Raw genomic sequence first — 23,998 nt, forward strand, 5'->3', positions numbered from 1 at the left:
GTTCGAGCGGAAAGCGCTCGCTTAGACCGGTTCCCGCGCCATGACAAGGCAAGTGTTCTGGCCGCCGAAGCCGAAGGAGTTCGACAGAACGCTGCGAACCTCGGCGTTGCGCTTCTTGTTGGGCACCACGTCGAGCACGATCGCCGGGTCGGGATTGTCGTAGTTGATGGTTGGCGGAATGACGCTTTCGCGCATCGTCATCAGCGAGAACGCCGCCTCGACGGCGCCCGCCGCCGACAGCGTGTGGCCGATCATCGACTTGTTGGACGAGACCGGCATCGAGCCGATACGCTCGCCGAACACCGTCGACAGCGACAAATGCTCCATCTTGTCGTTTTCCGGCGTCGACGTGCCATGGGCGTTGACGTAGTCGATCTCGTCCTTGCTCAGGCCGGCGTCGGCGAGGGCGGCACGAACTGCGGCGATTGCCGGCGAACCGTCAGGCTTGGAGCGGGTGCGGTGGAAATCATCGGCCTTTTCGCCGCAGCCGCGCAGGATGCCAAGAACGGTCGCGCCACGGGCCAGGGCTGCCTCCAGCGATTCCAGCACAAGCGCGCCGGACCCCTCGGCCAGCACGAAACCGTCGCGGTCCTTGGAAAACGGCTTGGAAGCCTTTTCCGGAATGTCGTTGTGGGTCGACAGCGCCGACAGCAGCGAGAACCGGATCAGCGCTTCGGCTGTGGCCGAACCGTCGGCGCCGATCGACAGCGCCCGGTCGCATTCGCCGCGGCGGATCGCCTCGACGCCGAGCTGGATGGCGGTGGCGCCTGACGCGCAGGCGGTCGACAGCGTGATCGGCAGGCCGCGCGTGCCGAAACGGTCGGCGAGCCGGTCGGCGATCGAGCCGAACTGGGTGGTCTCGAAAATGTCGAGTTCCTTCAAGCCTCGCGCCACCCGCAGCAGCCTTTCGGCGCCAGCATCCTGCTTGTCGGAATTGTAGAGTGAGAAGCGTTCGTGCCAGTCGAGCTCGACTGGCGGCGAGGCGAGGAAGAGCGGACCGCCGAAATCGCCGGAATCGAGGCTGGATTCGGCCACGGCCTCATGTGCGGCGGTTTCGGCCAGCTCATAGGTGAGGGGGCTGGCGCCTTTCGAGCTTGAGTCCAGGAAGTCGACCATGCCGGAAATGCGGGTGTTGAGGTGATCGACAGGAAAGCGGGTGATCGGGTGGATGCCCGACTTGCCCGAGGTCAGCGCCGCCCAATTGTCTGCTTTGCCGACGCCGAGTGAGGTCACCACGCCGATGCCGGTGACGGCGACGATCGGCCTGCCCATGTGATCTCTGAAATTGGTCATCGGGAAACCCTCGGGCGGTTTATCTCTGCAACATGGCGGGCGCCGCCTTACGCCGACTTGACCAGCGCCATGCCCTCGAATTGGTGATAGCCGATCGCCGTTGCAAGGACGCTTGCGGGAATGCCTTCGAACGGCTTCTCGGCTGCGGTATCAAAGACGGGGTAGGCGGCCTTTCGGTCGACGGCGAGTGCGGCCAGCGCCACGGCGAAAGGAAACTGCGCTTCCTTCATGTGCCCGGTCAGCGTCGAGAAGCCGCGCGCTGATATGGCCGGATTGGCATCGAGCGCTGTTTTCTCGACTGATGTTGCGGCATGCGCGCCCGACGCGCCCGACATGGCGAGCAGCTTGCCGTTCGGCAGTGCCGCCTGGCTGAGCAACGTCGCAATCTCGGCGTCGAGTTCTCCGCGCGTGCGCCTGGCGCGGCCGGAGACGACTGGTCCGAGCTCGGCGTAGATCTTGCGCCCGCGGCTCATCGCGTGTTCGCGCTGTTCCAGCACCAGGAAGGCGCCGCCGGAGCCTGAGACCACCCCGCCGCCCTCGGCACCCTGCCTTTGCCAGACAGGCTTCCAGGGGCCGCGATGCAGATAGCCGGCGAGCTCATAGCCGAGCAGCATGTCGGAATGTTCGGTCTGGAAGGCGCCGCCGACCAGCACGTGCGTCGACTGGCCCGAGCGGATGCGCGCCGCGGCCGTCTCGACGGCGGAAACACCGGCCCCTTCCTCGCCCATGAAGGTGCGCGACGAGCCCGTCACCTTGTGGACGATCGAGATGTTGCCGGCGAGCAGGTTGGAAAGCTGCGCCAGGAACAAGGTCGGCCGCAATTCGGTGGTCAGCTTCTCATTGAGCAGCACGTCGCGGTCGTTGCGGCTTTCCGAAGCGGCGAGAATGGCGGCATCGACCGCCTCGTCGCGCTCGCCGCCGCCGGCGGCCACCACCATATCCATGGTCGTGCAGAGCTCGTCATTGCCCTTGATGCCGGCATCGTCCAGGGCAAGGCCGGCGGCATAGGTGCCGAGCCGCTGCCAGGTCTCCATCTGCCGCTGGTCGCCGCGCTTGGCGATCTGCAGGTTCCAGTCGATCTCGGGCAGCGGATGGACGGTGTAGGGCGCGAAGCGCGCGGCTTCGAGCACCGGCTGCAGGCCCGGTTGCGCGAGCTTCTGCCAGTGGGCGTCAGGGCCTTCTCCCAGCGAGGAGACAAGGCCGATACCAGTGATGACGACGTCGCGGGGGCTACTCATGAGCGGCTTTGTGGGTCAGGCGGCAAAGCGCGTCAAGGTCGCGCGCTCAGCTGATGTCAGGCGGTCTTGGCGGCAACCAGCGCGTCGATCTTGGCGCACAGGTTCTTCATGACGAAGTAGTCGTCGGTCGAGGCCTTGCCGTCATTGACTTCCTGGGTCCACTTTTCCAGCGGCACCTTGATGCCGAATTCCTTGTCGATGGCAAAGACGATATCGAGGAAATCGAGGCTGTCGATGCCGAGATCGTCGATCGTGTGGCTCTCGGGCGTGATGGTGTCGATATCGATCTCGCTGGTGTCGGCAATGATCTTGGCGACTTTGTCGAACGTGGTGGACAAGGGCTTTTCCTTCTTTGCGGGCGGAATCTGTCCGCATCTAGTTTGGGCGCTGTCTAATCGGTTTTTCCCGGCAGGAAAAGGCCTGATAGTCCGGGCGCAGATGGGAAGCGTCGCCAAGAAACGCAAGAAGGGCCGCCGGTCAAGCCGGCGGCCCTTCCCATTACGTCAGGTCAGTCTTTGTTTCGATGTATGTCGTTTTCCCAAAACCGGGAACCATTTTTGGGCGACATGCATCAGCTCTCGCGGAGCTTGACCAGGTCGTTCAGCAGTCCGCCCGTTCCGTTGTGGACGGTCAGCCGCTCGACCTTGCCGGCGATGGTTTCCAGAGCCTCGAGCTCCTTCAGCCGCAGCATCACCGGGTTTTCCGCCATCACCCTGGCCGTGTTGAGGAGGGAACGCGTGGCGTTCGTCTCCTCGCGGCGGCGGATGACGTTGGCCTCGGCCTGCTTCTCGGCCGAAACCACCTGGTTGAGGATCTCACGCATCTCGCCCGGCAGGATAACATCCTTGAGGGCGATATCGCTGACCTCGACGCCGATCTCGGCCATGTCGGCACGGACCTTGGCCGCCGCTTCCTCATCGACCGTCACCTTCTTTTCAAGGATCTGGTCGAGCGTCAGCCCGCCAAGCGTCTTGCGGAAGGCGTACTGGAGGGCGCGGTAGAGGGCTTCGGAGAAGTCCTTCACAGCGCTCACCGCCTTGACCGGGTCGACGACCCGGTATTCGGCGGCGATGTTGACGCGGATCGTCACGCGATCCTTCGTCAGCACTTCCTGCCCGGCAACATCGAGCGACTGGCGCTTGAGGTCGACGACCTTCATCTGCACCATGCGTCCGACGTTCCAGAAGCCATGCACGCCCGCCGTCAATGTCCGGACCAGGACTCCGTCGACGAACAGCAGTCCGGCCTGGCCGTCGACGACCTGATGGACCGACATCAACTCCGCCTTCCGGGCCTGGCCGAGCCGGCGCATGACCGCCGGATCGATGGCGAGGTCGGCCGAGGTGTCGACCATCGTGACCTTCCACGGACCGGCATCCGTCCACAGCACCAGCTTGCGGTCCGGCGCCAGAACGGCGTGCAGGTTGCCGTCACGCTCGATGACGGCGACATCCGTGCGCCCGGTGCGAACGACGGTGAAATGACGCGCGGCCACATCCGGGAGCTTGTCGAACAACGCCTTCTCGTATGCCGAAACGAATTCCGGGTTCTTCAGATCGTGCCGGGATACTTCCAGGCTTCCGCGCCGGTTGGCGAGCCAGTGCTCACCCGGCAGCAGGACGGCCTTGATCTCCCCCTTGTAGAGGGTGAGGGCACGTTCGTTTTCCCTAACGAGGACGCGCTCGCGTCCAAGAACCTTATCGAGAACAGTCATTGTCTTACTCCTGTCGGGCATGGCCGCATGCGAGGCGTCAACTCATGCGTCGATCTTCCCTTTCGTTTCTCGTTTCACGTCGTCATGGTCCGGGCACGAATGATCCGGGGACTGGTGGCATCAAATCGCAGCGGGTCTTCGGGAGCGGATCGCGGGGCGGCGAAGCGGGCGCCGGAGGCCTTGGCCTCCCTTGCCGGCGACGCTGCGCCTTGGTCATCACCGCGGGCCTGGCCGCGAGCCGATGGCGTCGGACCTTTCGAAACGGCCTTGGCCCGAAGGCTTCGGCCATCCGTCAGGTCTTCAGCATTCCAGTCCCCGGACCGTTTTTCAGATAACACCGTGGCAGGGTGCTGGCTTATCAGGCCAATGGAGAAGGAATCGAACCTTCGACAGTCAGATTAACAATCTGATGCTCTAACCAAACTGAGCTATCCGTGGTGCAGACGACGGGACTCGAACCCACAACCTCCGGACAAAATCCGGCGCTCTCCCAGTTGAGCTACATCCGCGATCCCAACCCCCAAAGCGGCGCCGTATACAGGGCGGCAATGCCGCCTGCACGGGCGGAGACGAAAGCTCCAGCCGTTGTGCTCGCTCCGGTTCTCGTGACCGGGAGCGCGGCTATAGAGCCTGCGACGGGTTGTCGCAAGCGGCATTGTCGCGGCGAATTCGTGGCTTCTTTCGGCAGTGGCATTTCGGCAACATAAGGGTCAATCCAGTTGATTGTACCAATGTACCATGGTAGGAGCGCGACATGAACATCGAGCGTGTACAGACTGGCGTGCGCCTGGAAAAGCGGTTGGTGAAGGTGCTCAAGGCCTTGGCGGAGCATCGCGACATGAGCCTGGGCGATCTCATCGAAGGTATCGTGCTGCATGCTTTCGAAGGGCAGGCGCCGTTTTCGCCGGAGACGCTCGAAACGATCAGCCAATTGAAGCGCATCTACGGGCTGGAACTTGGCGCGGCGGACAGCCACTGTCTGACTGAAGCGCCATCCTCTGACTGAGCGGAAAGGGAAGGCGGATGACGACCCATCTTGAGCGCAGCCACAGGATCGTCCTTTCCGGTCCGGTCGACCGCGTCTTCCCGCTGTTCACGCCGATCGGCGAGACCTTGTGGGTGGAGGGCTGGGATCCGGAATTCCTGCACCCGCAAGGTGGAGAAACGCGGCAAGGCATGGTTTTCCGAACCATTCACGGCGACGAGGCAACGCTTTGGGCCTGCGCCGACTGGGATCCAGCTGCGCATCGCGTCCGCTATGTCAGGGTCACGCCGGACTCGCGTTTCGGGTTTGTCGAAGTGGCCTGCCGTTCGGCGGCCGATGGCGGCACCGAAGCATCGATTGCCTATACGTTCACGGCTCTGAACGCGGCGGGAGAATCCTATCTGTCTGAACTGACGGAGGATGCCTTCGCGCACATGATCGAGACATGGAAAGTCCGCATCGATGCGTGGCTGCTCACTGAGATGTCAGCTGGTTCTGGTCATTAGAAGGTGACGCGGCCGAGCACGCGCAGACCGTCGCCTTGCGGCTCGACGACCACGGCCTCGCCCTCGCGCGGCGAGATGCCGGTGAGCGCCACGATGTCTTCCAGATGGGTGACCATGACCAGATTGTCGGAGCCGGAATAGGCGCGGATTTCCTTCATGATGGCGGCGATCTGCGCCGCCTTCTGCGCATCGTCGCCTTTCAGCAGATCGAGCGGCGCAAACAGCTCCGGCTCGGCCTCGAAGGCGATGCGCGCGGTGTCGAGACAGCGGCAGTAACGGCTGGACAGCACGCGTTCGATCGGGGCGGCGCGGGCGGCAAACAAGGCGCCGATCTTGCTCGCCTGCTGCTTACCGCGCGCCGACAGGTTCATCTGGGTGGCGCAGCTGCCGATGTCGAAATTGGCGGGGTCGGTTGTGCCGGTGACCATGGCATGACGCAGCAGCACCACATGGCCGCCATCGCGCAGCAGCGCCCAGCCGGCATCCGTGGCATGGGCGGCGACGGGAATGACGAGCAGGAGCAGGGCCAGGGCAAATCGGATCATCGCAGTCCTTCCAGGAGCCCGACATCGGGTCCGGTCACTTCGCATATAGGGATCGGAAGGCCGGCACAAAGACAAGCGGGCGTTGCAGACGTCCAAGCCTCACTTTTTGGCGATCTGCTTTTTCACCAGATCGATCTTCTGGTCGGTAAGCGGGATGGGAATGGTGTAGCCGGCTTCGGTAAAACCCTGCTTGGCGTTCTCGAAGAATTCGATAGCCTTGAGATATTCCGGCTTGCCGCCGCCATAGCTGGCGCGGTTCCAATGGATGTCGCCGAGATTGTTCTGCTCAAAGGCCCATTGCAGGGGCTGGCTTTCCCTGGTGAACACTTTCAGGGTTGCCGTGAAAGCCGCCTCGGCCTCGTCGAGATATTTGCCGGTCCGTTCGATGTTGCCGAGGTTGAGCAGGCTCATGCCGATACCGTTCTGGGCGTTGGCCCAGTCGACCGGCGCCGTCTCGATGGTCAGCACTTCGAGGGCCGCCCGCCGGGCCGCGATCGAATCCCGCAGGGTTTTCGGATCGGCATTGCTCATGCTCAGCCAGTGCAGCGTCGAGCCGAGACCGGCCTGGGCCAACGCCCATTGCCGCGGGTTGGTCTCGCGCTTGTACTCGCTCAAGGCATTGCTGTAGGCGTCGACCGCCTCGCTGTAGTGCTCAGGCTTGTCCGTCACGCCGCCGAGAAGCTGCAGCGTGTTGCCGAGATTGTAGTAGCTCATGGCCCAATCCAGCGGGAATTTCCGCCTGACATAGACCTGTCGGGCCGCCTGGAAGGCCGCCACCGACTGTTCGAGCCTGGCCGCGTCGCGGGTCCGCTGCCCAAGCGTCTGGTAGATCGAGCCGAGATTGTTCTGGGCCGACGCCCAGTCCATCGGGAAGCGCTGGCGGGTAAACACCGTCAGCGCATCGTCATAGGCCGCGGCGGCCTCTTCGAGCGTGTCCGTGCCCATGTCGAAGCGGGCGACACCGCTCAGCGCGTTGCCGAGGTTGAGCCGGCTGGTCGCCCAGGAGACCGGGAAGGTCTCGCGGGTTCGCACCTTCAGCGCGGCGCGGAAGGCATCGGCCGCCTCGTTGATCTTGGCCTTGTCGTTGAGCTGGATGCCAAGCGTCACCAGCGTGTTGCCGAGATTGTTCTCGACCATCGCCCATTCCACCGGGGCCTTCTCGCGCGTGTATTCCTCGAGCGCCAGCCGGTAGGCGGCTTCCGCGTCCTTCAGATGCTCGCCGGCGGGTTCCCGCTCGGAAAGCGCATAGAGCACCAGGCCGAGATTGTTCTGCGAAGCGGCCCAGTCGAGCGGCAGCTTGTCGCGGGGGCGCTTTTCCAGCGCCGCGCGCATCGCCGCGACCGCCTCATTGAGCCGCTTCGGATCGCTCTCGCGTTCGCCGATCTTCAAAAGCACATTGGCGAGATTGTTCTGCGCGGCCGCCCAGTTGGGGTCGTCCCTCTCGCGCTCGAAGACGATGAGCGAATCGCGGAAGATCTGCGCGGCCTCCTCGAGATGCGCGGTCTCGGTCTCGCGCTCACCGATGGTCTGGAGCACCACCGCCATGTTGTTGCGGGTGATCGCCCAATCCCTGTTCTGCTCGCCATTGGGGATGAAATTCAGGATGACGTGATAGGCTTCGATCGCGTGCTGGAGTGCATCGAGATCGCCGGTGGCGTAACCGTAAGAGTTGAGTGCCTCGGCTTGCTGGTTCTTGTAATTCCAGCGCAGCTTGTCGTCCCATTTCTCGACCAGCGAGAAGGCCTTGGCATAGTCGTTGGCGGCGGATTTATAGTCGAAGACCAGTGCGGCGGCATCGGCGCGTTTGGCATAGATCGCGGCATCGGCGATGCGTTTCTGCCTGACCAGTTCCTCGGCCTCGTCGACAGCGCCGCTGTTTTGCTCGACCCTGCCGACCGCGTCATCGAGGAATTTGCGCGCCGTCACCATGGCGCCTTGGCTGATAGCCTTGTCGGCGGAGGCGACCAGCCGCTTGATCTCGGGATCGTCGGTGCGCAGTGCCGCGCGTTCCGACATCATCTTCTTCAGGCGCTCGGCCTGGGCACCAAGCACCTTCTGCAGGTCGGTCGGATCCTCGGGGATCTTGTCCGTGCCGAGCGCTCTCAGGACGCCATAGAGCGCGTCGAGCGGCACGCCGTCCTGCAGCGAGGCCAGTTCCACCTGCGCCCTCTTCGGGTCGGGCAGCTCGGAAATGGTCAAAAGCAACTGCCGCCTTTCGCCGGTGATCAGCCCGTCATCGCCGGTCGGCTCAGGCGGCGCGACGCCGAAATAAAGCAGCCGGCGCAGGCTTTCGTTGACCCAGGGGCGCTGCTTGGCCTTGGTGTCGAGATAGACTTCCTCGGTCACCATGCGCATGACGGAGCCGAACTCCGTGCCTTTCATCGCCGCGAGGTGGCGCAGCAGGGCTGCGGCATAGGGGCTGTTTTCGCCGGCCGCACCGTCCAGCGCCGGACGGCCCGGCTCGGCGGCGAAGCCGACCACCGTGCCGAGGCTCGCATCCTCCGCCGACGCATTGGCAAGCGCCTTCGCGCCACGCACCGGTTCCAGTCCGCCGGCGCCGATCGGCTCTGCGGAAGCGGTGGGGGCCCGGCGCACCACGGCGTCCGCCGGAAACGGATTGGTGCGGCAGGCATCGAGCAGCACGATCGTCACCGGCACGGTCTTCTTCAATTCGTCCATGACCGAGGAAATCGGCACCAGGGCCTGGCCTGCGTCCTTGAGCGACGAGACGTCGGCGTCGACCGGAACCAGATAGTTCTCGCCGCCGGCTTCGATGCCGTGGCCGGAGTAATAGATGAAGGCGACATCGGCGCCCTCGGCATCCTCGACGAAGCGTTCGAGGTCGCGCTTCAGCTTGGCGGCATCGCGATCGGTGACGTTGCGGGCGTCGAAGCCGAGGTCGGTCAGCATCTTGGCCATATCGCGGGCGTCATTGGCCGGGTTGGGCAGGGCGGCGATGTGCAGGTAATTCGACTGGCCGATGATCAGCGCCACGCCCTTGAGGCTTTTCGTCTCGGCAAATGCAAGCGCCGTCGCGGCAAGACAAAGCAGCGCGGCGACGAAGGCCGTCAGCCACATCCGCGCTAGAAAATTGCGTCTTGAGGTTTCGACAAAGGTCATTTGTCGTTGGTGTTCCGCCCTGATACTCCAAACCCTCTATAACGCTGCCAGCATAGCATGATCAAATTCGGGCGTGATTGCGCCGCGCGCGTGGCTCGCCTATCCCTGAAAAATGTCTCCGCTTACAGAAACCGTCCTATTCGTCTTCAGCCTGGTTGCGCTCGGCTATCTCGCCGGGTTTACAGGCTATCTCAGGCCGGCGAGCGGCGAGGGGATATCGGACTTCGCGGTCTCGGTAGCGATGCCGCTGCTTCTGTTCCAGACCATGGTGAATGCCGATTTCCACGGCGTCGCGCCGTGGCCGTTGTGGGGAGCCTATTTCACGGCGGTGGCGATCACCTGGGCCGCCGGTCATGTCGTCACCACGCGGATCTTCGGGCGCGACGCGCGTGCCGGTGTCGTTGGCGGCGTGTCGTCGGCCTATTCCAATGTGGTGCTGCTCGGCGCTCCCTTCATTCTTGGTATATTCGGCCCGAGCGGCTTCGAAGTGCTGTCGCTGCTGGTTTCCGTGCACCTGCCTGTGATGATGATGGCCTCGATCGTTCTGTTCGAGATGTTCGGCCGGGGCGGTGGCGAACATGTCCATCCGTTGCGGGTGCTGCGCAGTTTCCTGCGGCGGCTGCTCATCAACCCGCTGATCATCGGCATTCTGCTCGGGCTGGCATGGCGGCTGAGCGGCGTGCCGCTGCCCGGCCTCGTCATGCGGCTGGTCGATGCGTTGGCCGACACGGCAGGGCCGGTGGCGCTGTTTGCCATGGGGCTCAGCCTGCGCCGCTTCGGCGTTTCCGGCAATGTCCGCCCGGCGCTGGCGCTTTCGGCGCTGAAACTGTTCCTGATGCCGGCGCTGGTTCTCGCCTTCGTCTGGCTGCTCGGCCTGCCGCCGATGACCGCCAAGGTGGCGGTCGTGGTCGCGGCGCTGCCGTCCGGCATCAATTCCTACCTGATCGCCGTGCAGTTCAGCACCGGCCAGGCACTGGCATCGAACCAGATGACCATCGCCACCGCCTGCGCCGCCGTCACCACGGCCTTCTGGCTGACGGTGGTGGTTCATGTCTTTGGTCAGGTCTCGGCTTTTTAAACTAATTCACATGTGAAGGACTGGCCTTTGGCTGGCCCAAACCCTATATGCCATCTTGCGATTGCTTGCGGGCCTTGCCCTAGGTAAAGAGCAGTGGCTCCGGCGTGCCGGCTTCAATCATGGCGCACGCTCACCGAAGATTTCACAGACCGGCCCGTCAGTGCGCCGAACGGAGGATAGACCATGCTTCAGAAAACCAGCCATTTCATGCGGCAGGCCAATCTCATTAACGGCGAATGGGTGCAGGCCGACAGCGGCCTGACGGTCGACGTCAACAACCCCGCTACCGGCCTGAAGATCGGCACCGTGCCGAAGTCGGGCAAGGCGGAGACCCGCCGCGCCATCGAAGCCGCGGACGCCGCCTTCAAGACCTGGCGCAAGACGACCGCGCTCGAGCGCTCGAAGCTGCTGCGCAAGCTGCATGACGCGATGATGGACAATCAGGACGTGCTGGCCGAGCTCTTGACCATCGAGCAGGGCAAGTCGCTGTTTGAATCGAAGGGCGAGATCGGCTCGGCCGCGGCCTACATCCTGTGGTTTGCCGAGGAGGGCCGCCGCACCTATGGCGACGTCGTGCCCTCGCCGTGGGCGGACCGCCGCATCCTGGTGACCAAGGAACCGGTCGGCGTCATCGCCGCCATCACGCCGTGGAATTTCCCGTCCTCGATGCTGGCCCGCAAGCTCGGCCCGGCACTCGCCGCCGGTTGCACCGCCGTGGTCAAGCCGGCCTCGCAGACGCCGTACTCGGGTCTTGCCTGGGGTGCGCTGGCCGAGGAAGTCGGCTTCCCCAAGGGCGTCGTTAACATCCTGACCGGTTCGGCCAGCGAGATCGGCGACGAGATCTGCGCCAACCCGCTGGTGTCGAAGATCACTTTCACCGGATCGACCGAGGTCGGCAAGCTGCTCATCCAGAAGTCGTCGGTCACCGTCAAGAAAGTGTCGATGGAACTCGGCGGCAACGCGCCGTTCATCGTCTTCGACGACGCCGATATCGAGCGTGCCGTCGCCGGCGCGATCACCGCCAAGTACCGCAACTCCGGCCAGACCTGCGTCTGCACCAACCGCTTCCTGGTTCAGGCCGGCGTCTACGACAAGTTCGTCGAGAAGCTCGCCGCCGCCAGCAACGGGCTTAAGGTCGGTTCCGGCCTCGAGGAAGGCGTGCAGCAGGGACCGCTGATCGATGAGAAGGCGGTCGAGAAGGTCGAGGAACTGATTGCCGACGCCACCTCGAAGGGCGGCAAGATCGTCGCCGGCGGCAAGCGCCATGCGCTGGGCGGTTCGTTCTTCCAGCCAACGGTCATCGCCGACGCGACGCCCAAGATGCGCTTCATGAAGGAAGAGATCTTTGGCCCGGTCGCACCGGTGTTCAAGTTCGAGACCGAAGCGGAAGCAATCGCGCTCGCCAACGACACCGAATTCGGCCTCGCCTGCTATTTCTACACCGGCGATCTCGGCCGTGCCTTCCGCGTTATGGAAGGCCTGAAATATGGCATGGTCGGCGTCAATGAAGGCCTCATCACCACGCCGGAAGCGCCGTTCGGCGGCGTCAAGGAATCCGGCCTCGGCAAGGAAGGCGGACATCAGGGCATCGAGGATTACCTCGATACCAAATATGTCTGTATCGGTGGCCTCGGCCTCTGATACCTTATTCCTGTGGTCGGCGGGCCTAGCCCGCCACCCTGGGTCGAGAAAACCAGCCGAAATCCTCTGAATTAACTGGCGTTTGCGGGCATGGCGATGAAGGACGGCGAGGTTTTCGGCACGACGCAGGCAGGCGAGGCGGTGCGCCGCTTCACCATCAGGGGCGGCGGTATCACTGCCAACATCATCGGGCTCGGTGCTGTCATCCAGGATTTGCGCCTGACCGGGCACGATGCGCCGCTGGTGCTCGGCTATGACAATCTGGAAGCCTATGAGACCAATAACACGTTCTTTGGCGCGGTCGTCGGTCGCTACGCCAACCGCATCCATGATGGCCGTTTTACCATCGCCGGCAATCGCTACCAGACCGAACAAAACTTCCTCAAAAAGCACACGCTGCATGGCGGCTCGCAGGGCTATTCGCACCGGCCGTGGACGGTTTCGCTGCATGGCAGGGACTTCGTCACGCTGACGCTGCACGATCCCGACGGCGCGATGGGCTTTCCCGGCGCGCTCGACGTCACCTGCACCTACCGGCTGAAAATCCCCGGCACGCTCAGCGTCGAACTGACGGCGACCTGCGAGGAGCCGACGCTGTGCAATCTCAGCCAGCATTCCTATTTCAACCTCGATGATGGCGGCGCCGGCGACATCCTCGACCACAGGATGATGCTGAATGCGGGCGCCTATCTGCCGGTCGACAGCGACATGATCCCGACCGGCGTGGTCAAGCCGGTCGACGGCACGCCCTTCGATTTCCGCCAGGCGCGACCGCTGCGCATGGAGACCGAGGGCGAGCAACTGCCCTATGACCAGAATTTCTGCCTTGCTTCGACACGCGGGCCGCTCCGGCAAGCAGCATGGACGCAAGGGGCAAGCTCCGGCGTCGAGATGGAGGTCTGGACCACGGAGCCCGGCGTCCAGCTCTATACCGGACAATATGTGACGCCGCGCAAGGGGCTGGAAGGCCGGAACTACAAGGCGTTTTCCGGCTTTTGCCTCGAGCCGCAAATATGGCCGGATGCACCGAACCGGCCGTATTTCCCGCAGGCGACGCTGTGGCCGGGCGCGATCTATCACCATGTGACGGAATATCGTTTCCGCCTCCCATAGTTTTCCAGGCGGCTAGTTTTCGAACGCCGCCCGTAGCGTCTCGAACGGCGCCAGCGCGCCGCGAACCTGCACCACGGCGGCGGCAACGCGATGGGCTCGGCTTGCCGCTTCCCGCGGGTCATGGCCGGCAAGACGCGCCGCGAGGTAGCCGCCATTGAAGGAATCGCCGGCGCCGGTGGTGTCGACGGGGGCCGCGACATGGATCGCCGGCACGTCGTGCAATGTTCCGCTCTCGGCAATCAGCGCCGGTTGTTCGCCATTCTTCACGACGACTTCTTTGACCACTTGCCCAAGGCGGTCAGCTGTTGCCTGCGGCGTCTCATCCCCAAACAGCATCTGCTCGTCGGGAAAGGTCGGCAGCGCGATGTCAGTGACACCAAGTGCTTCGACGATGGCTGCTTGCGCGCCCTCGCGGCTGCGCCAAAGCCGTGGCCGATAATTGGGATCGAAGGCGATCAGCGAGCCCGCCGCGCGGGCCTTGGCCACGGCAGCCAGCAGTGTTTTGCGCGCGGCATCGTCCAGAATTGCCAAAGTGATTCCGGAAAAGTACACAAGTGACTGATTTTCAAGGTTTTTCGACAGTGCGGCGGGATCCGAGGCGAGCTGCCGGGCCGCGGCGTCACCGCGCCAATAGGTGAAGGAGCGCTCGGCGCCGGTCAGCGTGATCGCATAGAGGCCGGGCCGCGCGCCCGCTATCACCGGACTGGAACCGATGCCGATGCCGTTTTCAGCGAAGAAGCCGATCTGGCCTTGCGAGAAGGGATCGTCGCCGAAGGCCGAGACATAGGTCGCCGGCCGGTCTCCGCTCAACGCGTGCAGCGCCCACAGCGTGTTGAACGTGTCGCCGGCAAAACCCATGCGCCAGTTCGGGCCGGTCTGGCCCGACAGTTCGAGCATGCATTCGCCGATCGAGGCGACGCCGTTTCCCGCCATCTGCAATCCTCCAATGATTTCGGTGCTGTAGCTTTTTGCCGGCGGCAGCGCCATGGTTGGCAAGACGGGTTTTTTCAGCCACAGCGTTTTCCCACAGGCTGGCGGGACGCGATCCACCCGGCAGAGCGTTATCCGCAGAAGAGGAACCGGTTTGGCATCGATATGGCGTTATCTCTTGGCGGGTCTTGGTCTGGCTGCGCTGCTGGTTGGCGTTCTCGCGGTCGTCTATCTGACCGCGCCGCAAAGCGCGCAGCTTGCTGGCCCGGATGTCTCGCGCACGAAGAAAACCGACAACGGGCTGTACATGGCGAGCTTCGTACCGGAACGGGGCGTGGTGCGGCAGGGCGAACTGGAATCCTGGCTGCTGACGCTGAAAACAAAGACAGGGGCTTCGGTGGAGCGCGCCGCGATCGCCATTTCTGGCGGCATGCCGCAACACAATCACGGCCTGCCGACCAGCCCGCAGGTGACCGACTACCTGGGCGAGGGCCGCTACCGCATCGAGGGGCTGAAATTCACCATGAGCGGCTGGTGGCAACTTCGGTTCGCCATCTCGTCCGGCGCCGGCTCCGATACGGTGCTGTTCAACGTGGTGCTGTGAGCGATCGATGAAGCGCCCTTTCTGCTTTCTGGCGCTGATGGTCGCCGTCATTCTTGGCGGCTGCGGCAAGCCGGATTTTTCCGATGCCGAGAAGAAGACCATCGCTTCGCTGGCCCTGAACACATTGCCGTTGCTGAAGCCCGACACCACAAACCGCTTCGCCGATGTGCCGGCCGCGGCGGCGCTTGGCTCGACGCTGTTCTTCGATCTCGGCATGAGCCGCGACGGCACGGTGTCGTGCTCGACCTGCCACAAGATCGACCGCCAGTTCCAGGACGACCTGCCGCAAGCGGTGGGTGTCGGCCGCACCAACCGGCGCACCATGCCGCTGGCCGGCGTGGCGCGCGACCCCTGGTTCTTCTGGGACGGCCGCCGCGACAGCCTGTGGGCGCAAGCGCTGACACCGCTGGAAAACCCGCTGGAACAAGCGGGAAACCGCGCCACCTACGCGCACTACATCAAGGCGCGCTTCGGCGAGCGCTATGAGCGCATTTTCGGGCCGTTGCCCGATTTTTCCGGCGTGCCGTTGAATGCCAGTCCGCTCGGAAACGAGGCCGAGAAGGCTGCCTGGAATACGATGAACGATGCGCAGCGCGACGCCATCAACCGGGTCTTTGCCAATATCGGCAAGGCGATCGCGGCCTTCGAACGCTCGATCGAGCCGTCGCAATCGCGCTTCGACCGCTTTGCCCTGGACCTTGCCACCGGTGCCGAGCCGAAGGGTGACGCTGTCTTTACACCGGAAGAAATCCGTGGGCTGAAACTGTTCATCGGCAAGGCCAATTGCGTGACCTGCCACAACGGCCCGCGCTTCACCGACAGCAGTTTTCACAACACCGGCGTGCCGCCTGTCGCCGACCTGCCGCCGGATCGCGGCCGCATCGATGCGGTGGCACAGGTCCAAGCCGATCCGTTCAACTGTTTCGGCGCCTATCGCGATGGCGACGTCGTCGCCTGCGGCGAACTGCGCTTCATGGTCAAGGATGCGCCGCAACTGATCCGCGCCTACAAGACGCCGTCGCTGCGCGGCGCGGCCACGCGGCCGCCCTACATGCATGCCGGACAGTTTTCATCGCTCGACGAGGTGGTGGCGCACTACGCCAAGGCTGCACCGAGCGTGGAGGGGGTATCCGAAATCCACCCGTTGCAGCTATCGGATCGCGAACGCGCAGCACTGGTGGCGTTTTTGAAGACGCTAGCGGAGTGAGGTTGGTTCCGGCATTTGTATTTGAAAAATATTGCAAAAAAGGTATATTGAAATTCGATGAGCTGGTCGGTCGTATTTCTCAATATCGAGGTGAGGCGAGAGCTTGAGGCTCAACCGAAAGATATCTTGGCCAGCTTCTGCGGATATCGCGTTTGATCGAAGCGCACGGGCTGCAGAAGGTCCACGAGCCGTATGTGAAGCATCTGGAAGGCAAGCTTTGGGAGATGCGCATGAAGGGCCGGGATGGCATTGCTCGTGCGATCTATGTGACTGCGACTGAGCACCGTGTGGTTGTCGTACGCGTGTTCGCCAAGAAGACCCAGAAGACGCCACGAAGCGAGATAGAGTTGGCTCTTAAGCGAGCAAAGGAAGTTCTATGAGCCGGAAAACAATCCCAGTTGAGGACGCCGCCAAGGAATGGCTCAAGGATCCGGAATTCGTTGCCGAATACGAGGCCTTGGAGGAGGAATTTGCGATCGCCGAAGCTTTGATCAAGGCCCGAGGCGAAGCCGACATGACGCAGGAAGAGGTCGCCACCGCCATGGGGACGACGCAGGCCGTGATTGCTCGCTTGGAGAGTGGTCGAAACATGCCTTCGACCCGAACTTTACAGCGTTTCGCCAAGGCGACTGGCTCGAAGCTTCGCATCAGCTTTGAGCATGGGAAGCCGAAGTCACGCACCGGTCATTGAGCTCTACCGGTCCTTCACTGTCTCCATCGCCACGAAGGTCGAGGTCTGGGCGACATGGGGCAGGGCCGAGATGCGCTCGCCGAGTACGCGGCGGTAGGCGGCAATGTCCCGGGTGCGGACCTTGAGCAAATAGTCGAAGCTCGACGCCATCATGTGGCACTGCTCGATCTCCGGCACGGCCTGCACGGACCGGTTGAAAGCGTCGAGCGCGGCGGAACGGGTGTCGGACAGTTTCACCTGGACGAAGGCGACATGGCCTTCGCCCATGCGCTCGCGGTCGATGATCGCCTGGTAGCCTCTGATGTAGCCATCCTTTTCCAACCGCTTCACCCGCGCCTGCACCGGCGTCTTGGAAAGCCCCACCTTTGCCGCCAGGTCCGACATCGAAAGCCGGCCGTTGCTTGCCAGTGCCGACAGGATGTTACGGTCGATGCGGTCCAATTGGTCTTCTGTCATCGAAATCACAGTCCAGAGTCGTGAAAATTGGCGAAATGATAGATCGATTGGGCTATCTTGTCGATTTCTTTGGACCGACTGAAATTCACGCCTGTGTTAGCTTGCGCCATTCGGTCCGGTGACCGCCGGCCCGCTCGCTGATGCTCGCTCCACAGGACCCGCCATGCCGCTCGACACCATCCGCCAGCAGATCCGCGCCAACTATTTGCCCGACGAAGACGAGGCGGTGAAGCGGCTAGCCGAAGCAACAGGGCTTTCGACAGAAGATCGCGATGCGATCTCGGCCCGAGCCGCTGATCTGGTGCGGGCGGTGCGTGGCTCGTCCGATCCCCGGTTGATGGAGGTCTTCCTCTCCGCCTACGGTCTTTCCACCAAGGAGGGCGTGGCGCTGATGTGCCTGGCCGAGGCGCTGCTGCGCGTGCCCGACACCGAGACGATGGACGATCTGATCGCCGACAAGATCGCGCCGCATGACTGGTCCGCCCATTCCGGCGGCTCGAGCTCGATCTTCGTCAACGCTTCGACCTGGGCGCTGATGCTGACCGGCCGTGTCCTCGACGAGGGCGAGGGCGGCATCGAAGGCACGCTGCGCTCGATGGTGCGCAGGCTGGGTGAACCGGTCATCCGCAAGGCGGTGGCCGCCGCCATGCGCGAAATGGGCGAACAATTCGTGCTTGGCCGCACCATTGCGGAAGCCGTCAAGCGCGGCCGGCCGGTGACGCAGAAGGGCTATCTCTATTCCTTTGACATGCTGGGCGAGGCGGCCCGCACCGAGGCCGATGCGCTGCGCTATCTCAAAGCCTATGCCGATGCGATCTCCTCGCTTGACGCCGGCTCCAACGGACCTGACATCAGGCAGAACCACGGCATTTCGGTCAAGCTTTCGGCGCTGCATCCGCGCTACGAAGTGGCGCAGAAGGAAGAGATGCTGCCTGTGATGGCCGAGCGGCTGTTGTCGCTGGCGCTCGCGGCTCGCCATTCGCGCATGGGTCTCAACATCGATGCCGAAGAGGCCGATCGCCTCGATCTGTCGCTCGACGTCATCGAGCGGGTGCTGGCCGAGCCGGAGCTTGCCGGCTGGAACGGCTTTGGCGTGGTGGTGCAGGCGTATGGGCCACGCGCGGCCTTCGCCATCGACTGGCTCTACGCGCTGGCCAAGAAATACGACCGCACCATCATGGTGCGGCTGGTCAAGGGCGCCTATTGGGACACCGAGATCAAGCGGGCGCAGACGCTCGGGCTTACCGGTTATCCCGTCTTCACCCGCAAGGCCAACACCGACGTCTCCTACATGGCTTGCGCGAAAAAACTGCTTGGCATGACCGACCGCATCTATCCGCAGTTCGCCACCCACAACGCGCACACCGTCGCCGCCATCCTGTCGATGGCGGAAAATCGCGACTCCTTCGAGTTCCAGCGCCTGCATGGCATGGGCGAGGCGCTGCACGAGACCGTGCGCCAGGCCGAAGGCACGCGTTGCCGCATCTATGCGCCGGTCGGCGCGCATTCGGACCTCTTGGCCTATCTGGTCCGCCGGCTGCTGGAAAACGGCGCCAATTCCTCGTTCGTGCACCAATTGACCGACGAGGATGTCGAGCCGGAGGACATTGCGCGTGATCCGCTCGAAACGGTGGAGAGCCAGGGCCCTGCCGCCAATCCGGCGATTGCCCGGCCGTCCCAGATTTTCGGCGGCGGCCGCCGCAATTCGAAAGGATTTGACATCACCGACACGGTGACGCTGGCGGCGATCGACAAGGCTAGGGCGGCCTTTGCCGGACCGGATCGCTGGCACGCCAAGCCGATTACGCGGGCCGCCGGCTACGGCAAGCAGCGCCCGATCGTCAATCCGGCCAAGCCCGATGAAGTGGTCGGCACGGTTCACGAGGCGTCCGCCAAGCAGGTCGCGATCGCCGTGCGCATCGCGGTGGAAGCGCAACCGGCCTGGGCAAAGCGTCCCGTTGCCGAGCGGGCCGCCATCCTCAACCGCGCCGCCGACCTCTATGAGACCAATGCGGTCGAGTTCTTCGCGCTCGCCACCCGCGAGGCCGGCAAGTCGCTGGCCGACGGCGTGGCGGAAGTGCGCGAAGCCGTCGACTTCCTGCGCTACTACGCTGCCGAAGCGGCCAACGCCGAGGCGAGCACGCAAGCGCGCGGCGCTATCGTCTGCATTTCGCCGTGGAACTTTCCGCTGGCCATCTTCACCGGCCAGATCGCGGCGGCACTCGTCACCGGCAATTCGGTCATCGCCAAGCCGGCCGAACAGACGCCGCTGATCGCTTTCCGCGCCGTCGAACTGCTGCGCGAGGCCGGCGTGCCGGAAGACATCATCCAGCTTCTGCCCGGCGACGGCCCATCGGTCGGCGCGCCGCTGACCGCTGACCCGCGCATTGCCGGCGTCTGCTTCACCGGCTCGACCGAAGTCGCCAAGCTGATCGAAAAGCAACTGGCCGAGACCGCGGCACCCGACGCCATGCTGATCGCCGAGACCGGCGGCCTCAATGCGATGATCGTCGATTCCACCGCGCTGCCCGAACAGGCGGTGCGCGACATCCTGGCCTCGGCCTTCCAGAGTGCCGGCCAGCGCTGCTCGGCGCTGCGCGTGCTCTATGTGCAGAAGGACGTCGAGAAGAAGATGCTGGAGATGCTGAAGGGCGCCATGGAGGCACTCAACATCGGCGATCCCTGGCGGATTTCGACCGATGTCGGTCCGGTCATCGACGACGACGCGCAGACCTCGATCCGCGATTATTGCACGAAGAAGGGTCTCGAGGGCCGGCTGATCGCCAAGCTCGAGGCGCCGAAGGACGGCCGCTTCGTCGCGCCGCATGTCTTCAGGGTCAAAGGCATCGAGGAGATGGAGCGCGAAGTGTTCGGGCCGGTGCTGCATGTCGCCACCTTCGACGCCGATGAGATCGATGCTGTCATCGCCGCCATCAACCGCAAGGGCTATGGCCTGACCTTCGGCCTGCACACCCGCATCGAAGGCCGCGTGCAGCATTTCGTCGACGGCATCCATGCCGGCAACATCTACGTCAACCGCAACCAGATCGGCGCCGTTGTCGGCTCGCAGCCCTTTGGCGGCGAGGGGCTGTCGGGCACCGGTCCAAAGGCCGGCGGCCCGCATTATCTGCGCCGATTCCGCAAGGGGCCGGAAGCGGGCACGGAAGTTGGCGAGGGCCACAAGGTGACGGCGACCGAACTGGCCGACAATCTGCCGGATCCCACGCTGGGCGGCTGGTCGACGCGCCCTGATCGGATCGCCATCCTGAGGAAGCATCTGCGCGGCAAGGGTGCGGCGGCAATCGGCGCCGCCGCTGCCATCGATTTCGGCCAGGTGGACCTGCCCGGACCAACCGGCGAGGCCAACACGCTGTCGCTGTCGCCGCGCGGCCGCGTGCTGTGCTTGGGGCCGGATGGCGACACGCTGCTTGCCCAGGCGATCCAGGCGCTCGCCGCCGGCAATGCGGTGCTGGCCGTGGCACCGGGTGCACCGGCCGCCTTGTCGGCGCTGACCGGCAAGGGACTGCCTTTGGCCGCGATCGATGGACGCCCCGATCCGGTCGAGGCCCGCTCGCTGCGCGTCGATGTCGTTGCTTTTTCGGGCACGCCGGAAGCTGCGCGCATCGTGCGCAAGGTCATCGCCGAGAGGACTGGACCGATCGTGCCGCTGGTCAGCGAGGTGCTCAACCCGGCCGCCTATGTGCATGAGCGGGCCGTCTGCGTCGACACGACCGCCGCGGGCGGCAATGCCAGCCTGCTCGCTGCGGCATAAAGACTATTCACACCTCGCTTGCCTTGTGTCGAGTTGCCGGGGATAAGCATGGGCGGCAATTCGAGCGGGGCGACCGATCCGATGGAAGACAAGTCCCCACCGTTTGAGCTGCCGCGCGTGGCGGTGGTCATCACCTGCTACAATTACCGGCCCTACGTCGAACAGGCGATCCGCTCGGTGTTGGCCCAGACCTACCGGAACTGGGACTGCGTCATTGTCGACGACGCCTCTACCGACGGCTCGGCCGACCATATCCGCCAGCTTCTGGCAGCCATAGACGATCCGCGCCTGCGCCTGCTGGCGCGCTCACAAAATGGCGGGCAGATCACGGGATTCCGCGATGGCTTTGCCGCGACCGACGCGCCTTTCGTGGCATTTCTCGATGCCGACGATGCGTGGCTGCCGGACTTTCTCCTGGCGCATCTGTCCGCCCACCTCAACGCAACATATTCGGCCGCGCTGTCGAGCTCCGATGTGTTCCTGGTCGACGGCAGCGGCACCTTGCTGAGCGGCACTTTCCTTCCCTTGCGCAAACCGCGCTCCGGGCCCGACGGCAATGGCGTCGCCATCGCGCCTGGTGGCCAGCTTGCCGGCATAGCGTCCGGGATTGCCTACGCATCGGAGCATCCAGTGACCTATTTCGCGCCCGCGACAACCGGCTGGCTATGGTCACCGTGCTCGGCGATCATGTACCGGCGTGGCGCGCTGGAACAGGTCTTGTCCTTCCCTTTCAAGGCCAAGATGGGGGCGGATTATCTGACGGTCACATGTGCGCATCTGGCCGGCGGCAGCCTCATCCTGTCCGAAGGACTCAGCCTCTATCGCCTGCACGGGTCGAACATGTCCTCCACCGGCATTGCCTTTGCCGGCGGCCATGTACCGCAAACGCCTGCCCACCGAGCCCACAAGAGCACATTGGCGGCGGATGTCGTCGACTATGTGCTGGAGAATTCAGCCTGGCTCAGTGATGTCAACGGGCGCAATTTCATACCCGCATTCCTGACGCAGCATGTGCGTCAGTTCAGGGAGCTGGCCGATGATCCGCGGCTGATGCGATACCTGACCCGGGGGCGGCCCTGGCAGTGGCTGCGCATGCATGTTGGCCACTGGCTGCGTCAGCTGGGTGGGCGCGGTTCCACGCGATCATGACAAGGGTGCCTGAGGTCCTCGCATTTGCTCGGGCAAAGCCACGTCAGGCGCCTTCGACGGCGGAAAAACCCTCGAATTGCGGGTGGCCGAGATAGTGGACTTTCGTCGTGCCGACATTCCTGTGCGCGGCCCGGAAATTCTCCGACCTGGTCCAGGCGACGAAATCATCCTGGCTCGCCCACACCGTGTGTGATGCAAACAGCGTGTAGCCTTCGGTCTCGTTGACCGGGCCGCGCAGCAGGTGGAATTCGCGGAAGCCTTTCATCTCGGCAAGGCCGGAATCGCGGTTCTTCCACACGGCCTCGAAATCGGCTTCCGAGCCGGTCTGCACCTTGAAGCGGTTCATGGCGATGTACATGGGGTTCCTTTCGGCTATTCGCGAGCGTTGGTGTTGGGTGGTTGCTTGAGCGGTCAAGGCGAGAAGGGGCCGATTGGCGCTTTGAACCGCCAGCTCATCAGTCCGGTCTCGGGAGGAATTGGCGGGAACGGTGCCTGTTTTCGCACCAACTCCAAAGCGAATTGATCGAGCTCGGGCGAGCCTGAGCTTTTGGCAAGCTGCAGGTCGACGATATTTCCATTGGCCAGCACGACAAATGCCACCAATGCGTTGTTGCGGGCTGTCGTCTGCGCAGATTTCGATACGTGGCGATTGGCGCGAGCCAACTTGCTGGCTACCTCGCCGCTATAGCGGGACGCCGCCGCGTTCCCGGTATCGCCTTGCTTTCGGCCCTTGCTCGCAATTGCCGCCTTGGTTTCGTTGCCGTCCGCTGTGCCGCGCTCCTCATACGCTTCGCTTGCAGTTGCCGGGGCGGCTGTCGGAGTTGGCCTTGCACTGGGGATCGGCGGTTGCTCGGGAATGGCGACAGGCATCTGGGCGCTCTCAGCCTGGACACTCGGCTGTGCCGGTGTTTCGACGTTGGCAGCCACGCTCTGGTTATCAGGGCGCGGGGTTGCCGCCACCAGTATGTCCGGCGTTGCCGCTGGCTGTTTGACAGCTTCCGGCAAAGGCTTGGCCGCTTCCTGGGTGGGCTCTGCAGCTTGCTTCACAGCTTGCCGCTCAGACTGTGAAGGTTTTGTCGGTGGCCGCGGTTTTGGCTCCAGCGTGACATTGATCGCCGCCGGATCCTTGTCCAGCGCGCTGCCAGCCACCTTGTCTCCGGTTTGATCGCTGCCTTCCGATTGCACCGCGTCCCTGGAATTGAGCGTGCTGGAAGGCGAGATCAGAAAGAATGCCGCCGCGGCGCCATGGAGCAGGCCGGAAACGACGATGGCAGCGGGCCATTTGCCGTTGCGGGCCGTTGGCCGTGCGACTGCAAGCGGCTCGGCCGGCGCTATCGCCAACTCGCTGCCAGCGTCGGGGAGGGGGCTGATTTCCTGCATCTCGCGGGCCGGAAATTGCAGCGACCAGCGGGCAAAAGTCAAATCAAGATCGGTTGCCCCTGGTATCGTCGGGCCGAGGCCGGCCAGAGGCCAGGCCACGGTATTTCCTGTGAATGCGGAATGCAGTCCCAACGCTGGTCTCAGACGCCGAAAGCGATGCCGGTCTTGGTGTCCGTCTTCAGCTTGCGCATGCAGGCGTTCGGTTCGACGCCGGTGCCGGCGCATTCGGTCGCGCTGTTGATCAGCACACGGCTGACCTTGGTGCAGTCGGTGCCGGCGAGATCAAAGCGCGTCACCTTGGTCTTGCCTGCCGGCAGGTCCTTGAAGTCGAGCACGGTGAGCCGGTCGACGACGCCGGCGGTGTTGAACAGCGCGATCTCGAACGCCGCCTTGGAGAGGTCGGCGCCGAGATTGTTGTTGACCAGGAAGGTCAGCCGGCAGCCCTTGTCGGAAGGCTGCGCGGCATTGAGTTCGAGGGTCAGCGCGGGGACCGGCGCGGACCCTTCAGCCCACGCCGGAACCATCGCCAGCGACATCGCCGAGGTCAGCAGACGAAGGGATGTCGTCAAGCTCATG

General features: G+C 63.8%; 22 protein-coding genes and 2 tRNA genes. 11 read left to right on the forward strand and 13 right to left on the reverse strand.

What is annotated here, in order from left to right; translation table 11 throughout:
• Nucleotides 1-21: 21 nt before the first annotated feature.
• The 6 genes from CKW40_RS10330 to CKW40_RS10355 all read right to left on the reverse strand — a co-directional run bounded on the left by CKW40_RS10330 (nucleotide 22) and on the right by CKW40_RS10355 (nucleotide 4,754).
• Complete coding sequence (locus CKW40_RS10330; RefSeq protein ID WP_095199835.1) at nucleotides 22-1,293, reverse strand: beta-ketoacyl-ACP synthase; 1,272 nt, start codon at nucleotides 1,291-1,293, stop codon at nucleotides 22-24.
• A gap of 47 nt (nucleotides 1,294-1,340) precedes the next feature.
• On the reverse strand, nucleotides 1,341-2,531 hold the full coding sequence (locus CKW40_RS10335) for a beta-ketoacyl-ACP synthase (protein WP_095199836.1): 1,191 nt from the start codon (nucleotides 2,529-2,531) through the stop codon (nucleotides 1,341-1,343).
• A gap of 56 nt (nucleotides 2,532-2,587) precedes the next feature.
• Nucleotides 2,588-2,869, reverse strand: a complete 282-nt coding sequence (locus tag CKW40_RS10340) for an acyl carrier protein (RefSeq protein ID WP_010909964.1) — start codon at nucleotides 2,867-2,869, stop codon at nucleotides 2,588-2,590.
• A 233-nt stretch (nucleotides 2,870-3,102) separates the two neighbouring features.
• Nucleotides 3,103-4,245, reverse strand: coding sequence for a slipin family protein (locus CKW40_RS10345; protein ID WP_179297911.1), 1,143 nt, complete (start codon nucleotides 4,243-4,245; stop codon nucleotides 3,103-3,105).
• 363 nt (nucleotides 4,246-4,608) lie between these two features.
• Nucleotides 4,609-4,678 (reverse strand) — tRNA-Asn (locus tag CKW40_RS10350).
• A 2-nt stretch (nucleotides 4,679-4,680) separates the two neighbouring features.
• A tRNA-Lys gene (locus CKW40_RS10355) sits at nucleotides 4,681-4,754 on the reverse strand.
• A 245-nt stretch (nucleotides 4,755-4,999) separates the two neighbouring features.
• Between CKW40_RS10355 and CKW40_RS10360 the strand changes: the two genes are divergently transcribed.
• Together CKW40_RS10360 and CKW40_RS10365 are read left to right on the forward strand one after the other, a co-directional pair.
• Nucleotides 5,000-5,251 (forward strand): hypothetical protein, encoded by a 252-nt coding sequence (locus CKW40_RS10360; protein ID WP_095199837.1) that lies wholly within the window; start codon nucleotides 5,000-5,002, stop codon nucleotides 5,249-5,251.
• A 17-nt stretch (nucleotides 5,252-5,268) separates the two neighbouring features.
• The gene (locus tag CKW40_RS10365; protein WP_095199838.1) at nucleotides 5,269-5,736 is read left to right on the forward strand and encodes a hypothetical protein; all 468 of its coding nucleotides are present in this window, start codon (nucleotides 5,269-5,271) and stop codon (nucleotides 5,734-5,736) included.
• Here CKW40_RS10365 and CKW40_RS10370 read toward each other — a convergent pair.
• The gene (locus CKW40_RS10370) at nucleotides 5,733-6,281 is read right to left on the reverse strand and encodes a histidine phosphatase family protein (protein ID WP_095199839.1); all 549 of its coding nucleotides are present in this window, start codon (nucleotides 6,279-6,281) and stop codon (nucleotides 5,733-5,735) included. The two genes, CKW40_RS10365 and CKW40_RS10370, sit on opposite strands and share 4 nt — an antisense overlap.
• A 99-nt stretch (nucleotides 6,282-6,380) precedes the next feature.
• On the reverse strand, nucleotides 6,381-9,401 hold the full coding sequence (locus CKW40_RS10375; protein ID WP_095199840.1) for a caspase family protein: 3,021 nt from the start codon (nucleotides 9,399-9,401) through the stop codon (nucleotides 6,381-6,383).
• A gap of 112 nt (nucleotides 9,402-9,513) precedes the next feature.
• Here CKW40_RS10375 and CKW40_RS10380 point away from each other — a divergent pair, with 112 nt between their 5' ends.
• The 3 genes from CKW40_RS10380 to CKW40_RS10390 all read left to right on the forward strand — a co-directional run bounded on the left by CKW40_RS10380 (nucleotide 9,514) and on the right by CKW40_RS10390 (nucleotide 13,233).
• Nucleotides 9,514-10,479: an AEC family transporter gene (locus CKW40_RS10380; protein WP_095199841.1), complete on the forward strand. Its 966-nt coding sequence runs from the start codon at nucleotides 9,514-9,516 to the stop codon at nucleotides 10,477-10,479.
• A 183-nt stretch (nucleotides 10,480-10,662) separates the two neighbouring features.
• Nucleotides 10,663-12,120 (forward strand): NAD-dependent succinate-semialdehyde dehydrogenase, encoded by a 1,458-nt coding sequence (locus CKW40_RS10385; protein WP_095199842.1) that lies wholly within the window; start codon nucleotides 10,663-10,665, stop codon nucleotides 12,118-12,120.
• Between the two features lie 90 nt (nucleotides 12,121-12,210).
• Nucleotides 12,211-13,233 carry an aldose epimerase family protein gene (locus tag CKW40_RS10390; protein WP_095199843.1) on the forward strand — a complete coding sequence of 341 codons (1,023 nt, stop codon included), beginning with the start codon at nucleotides 12,211-12,213 and terminating at the stop codon, nucleotides 13,231-13,233.
• A 12-nt stretch (nucleotides 13,234-13,245) separates the two neighbouring features.
• Here CKW40_RS10390 and CKW40_RS10395 read toward each other — a convergent pair whose 3' ends face one another.
• A complete protein-coding gene (locus CKW40_RS10395) occupies nucleotides 13,246-14,166 on the reverse strand; it encodes a sugar kinase (RefSeq protein WP_095200264.1) in 921 nt (306 codons plus the stop codon).
• A gap of 151 nt (nucleotides 14,167-14,317) precedes the next feature.
• Here CKW40_RS10395 and CKW40_RS10400 point away from each other — a divergent pair, with 151 nt between their 5' ends.
• The 4 genes from CKW40_RS10400 (at nucleotide 14,318) to CKW40_RS10415 (ending at nucleotide 16,665) form a co-directional block, all read left to right on the forward strand.
• Nucleotides 14,318-14,767, forward strand: coding sequence for a FixH family protein (locus tag CKW40_RS10400; protein ID WP_095200265.1), 450 nt, complete (start codon nucleotides 14,318-14,320; stop codon nucleotides 14,765-14,767).
• A gap of 7 nt (nucleotides 14,768-14,774) precedes the next feature.
• Nucleotides 14,775-15,974, forward strand: coding sequence for a cytochrome-c peroxidase (locus CKW40_RS10405; RefSeq protein WP_095199844.1), 1,200 nt, complete (start codon nucleotides 14,775-14,777; stop codon nucleotides 15,972-15,974).
• Between the two features lie 152 nt (nucleotides 15,975-16,126).
• Nucleotides 16,127-16,354, forward strand: coding sequence for a type II toxin-antitoxin system RelE/ParE family toxin (locus CKW40_RS10410; protein ID WP_244571152.1), 228 nt, complete (start codon nucleotides 16,127-16,129; stop codon nucleotides 16,352-16,354).
• A complete protein-coding gene (locus CKW40_RS10415) occupies nucleotides 16,351-16,665 on the forward strand; it encodes a helix-turn-helix domain-containing protein (protein ID WP_095199845.1) in 315 nt (104 codons plus the stop codon). Before CKW40_RS10410 ends, CKW40_RS10415 begins: the two co-directional genes overlap by 4 nt.
• A 3-nt stretch (nucleotides 16,666-16,668) precedes the next feature.
• Here the strand turns inward: CKW40_RS10415 and CKW40_RS10420 are convergent, their stop codons facing one another.
• A complete protein-coding gene (locus CKW40_RS10420) occupies nucleotides 16,669-17,121 on the reverse strand; it encodes an Lrp/AsnC family transcriptional regulator (RefSeq protein ID WP_095199846.1) in 453 nt (150 codons plus the stop codon).
• A 163-nt stretch (nucleotides 17,122-17,284) separates the two neighbouring features.
• Here CKW40_RS10420 and putA point away from each other — a divergent pair, with 163 nt between their 5' ends.
• Together putA and CKW40_RS10430 are read left to right on the forward strand one after the other, a co-directional pair.
• The gene (putA, locus tag CKW40_RS10425; protein ID WP_095199847.1) at nucleotides 17,285-20,893 is read left to right on the forward strand and encodes a bifunctional proline dehydrogenase/L-glutamate gamma-semialdehyde dehydrogenase PutA; all 3,609 of its coding nucleotides are present in this window, start codon (nucleotides 17,285-17,287) and stop codon (nucleotides 20,891-20,893) included.
• Nucleotides 20,894-20,941: 48 nt separating this feature from the next.
• The gene (locus tag CKW40_RS10430; protein ID WP_244571153.1) at nucleotides 20,942-22,042 is read left to right on the forward strand and encodes a glycosyltransferase; all 1,101 of its coding nucleotides are present in this window, start codon (nucleotides 20,942-20,944) and stop codon (nucleotides 22,040-22,042) included.
• A 43-nt stretch (nucleotides 22,043-22,085) separates the two neighbouring features.
• On the opposite strand, the gene hmuQ is transcribed toward CKW40_RS10430, so the two are convergent.
• The 3 genes from hmuQ to CKW40_RS10445 form a co-directional block, all read right to left on the reverse strand.
• Nucleotides 22,086-22,400 carry a heme-degrading protein HmuQ gene (gene hmuQ, locus CKW40_RS10435; protein WP_095199848.1) on the reverse strand — a complete coding sequence of 105 codons (315 nt, stop codon included), beginning with the start codon at nucleotides 22,398-22,400 and terminating at the stop codon, nucleotides 22,086-22,088.
• Nucleotides 22,401-22,453: 53 nt separating this feature from the next.
• The gene (locus CKW40_RS10440) at nucleotides 22,454-23,191 is read right to left on the reverse strand and encodes an energy transducer TonB family protein (RefSeq protein WP_244571154.1); all 738 of its coding nucleotides are present in this window, start codon (nucleotides 23,189-23,191) and stop codon (nucleotides 22,454-22,456) included.
• A gap of 371 nt (nucleotides 23,192-23,562) precedes the next feature.
• On the reverse strand, nucleotides 23,563-23,997 hold the full coding sequence (locus tag CKW40_RS10445; protein ID WP_095199849.1) for a hypothetical protein: 435 nt from the start codon (nucleotides 23,995-23,997) through the stop codon (nucleotides 23,563-23,565).
• Between the last annotated feature and the right edge of the window lies 1 nt (nucleotide 23,998).

The sequence above is a fragment of the Mesorhizobium carmichaelinearum genome (assembly GCF_900199455.1).
GTDB classification, from domain to species: Bacteria; Pseudomonadota; Alphaproteobacteria; order Rhizobiales; family Rhizobiaceae; genus Mesorhizobium; species Mesorhizobium carmichaelinearum.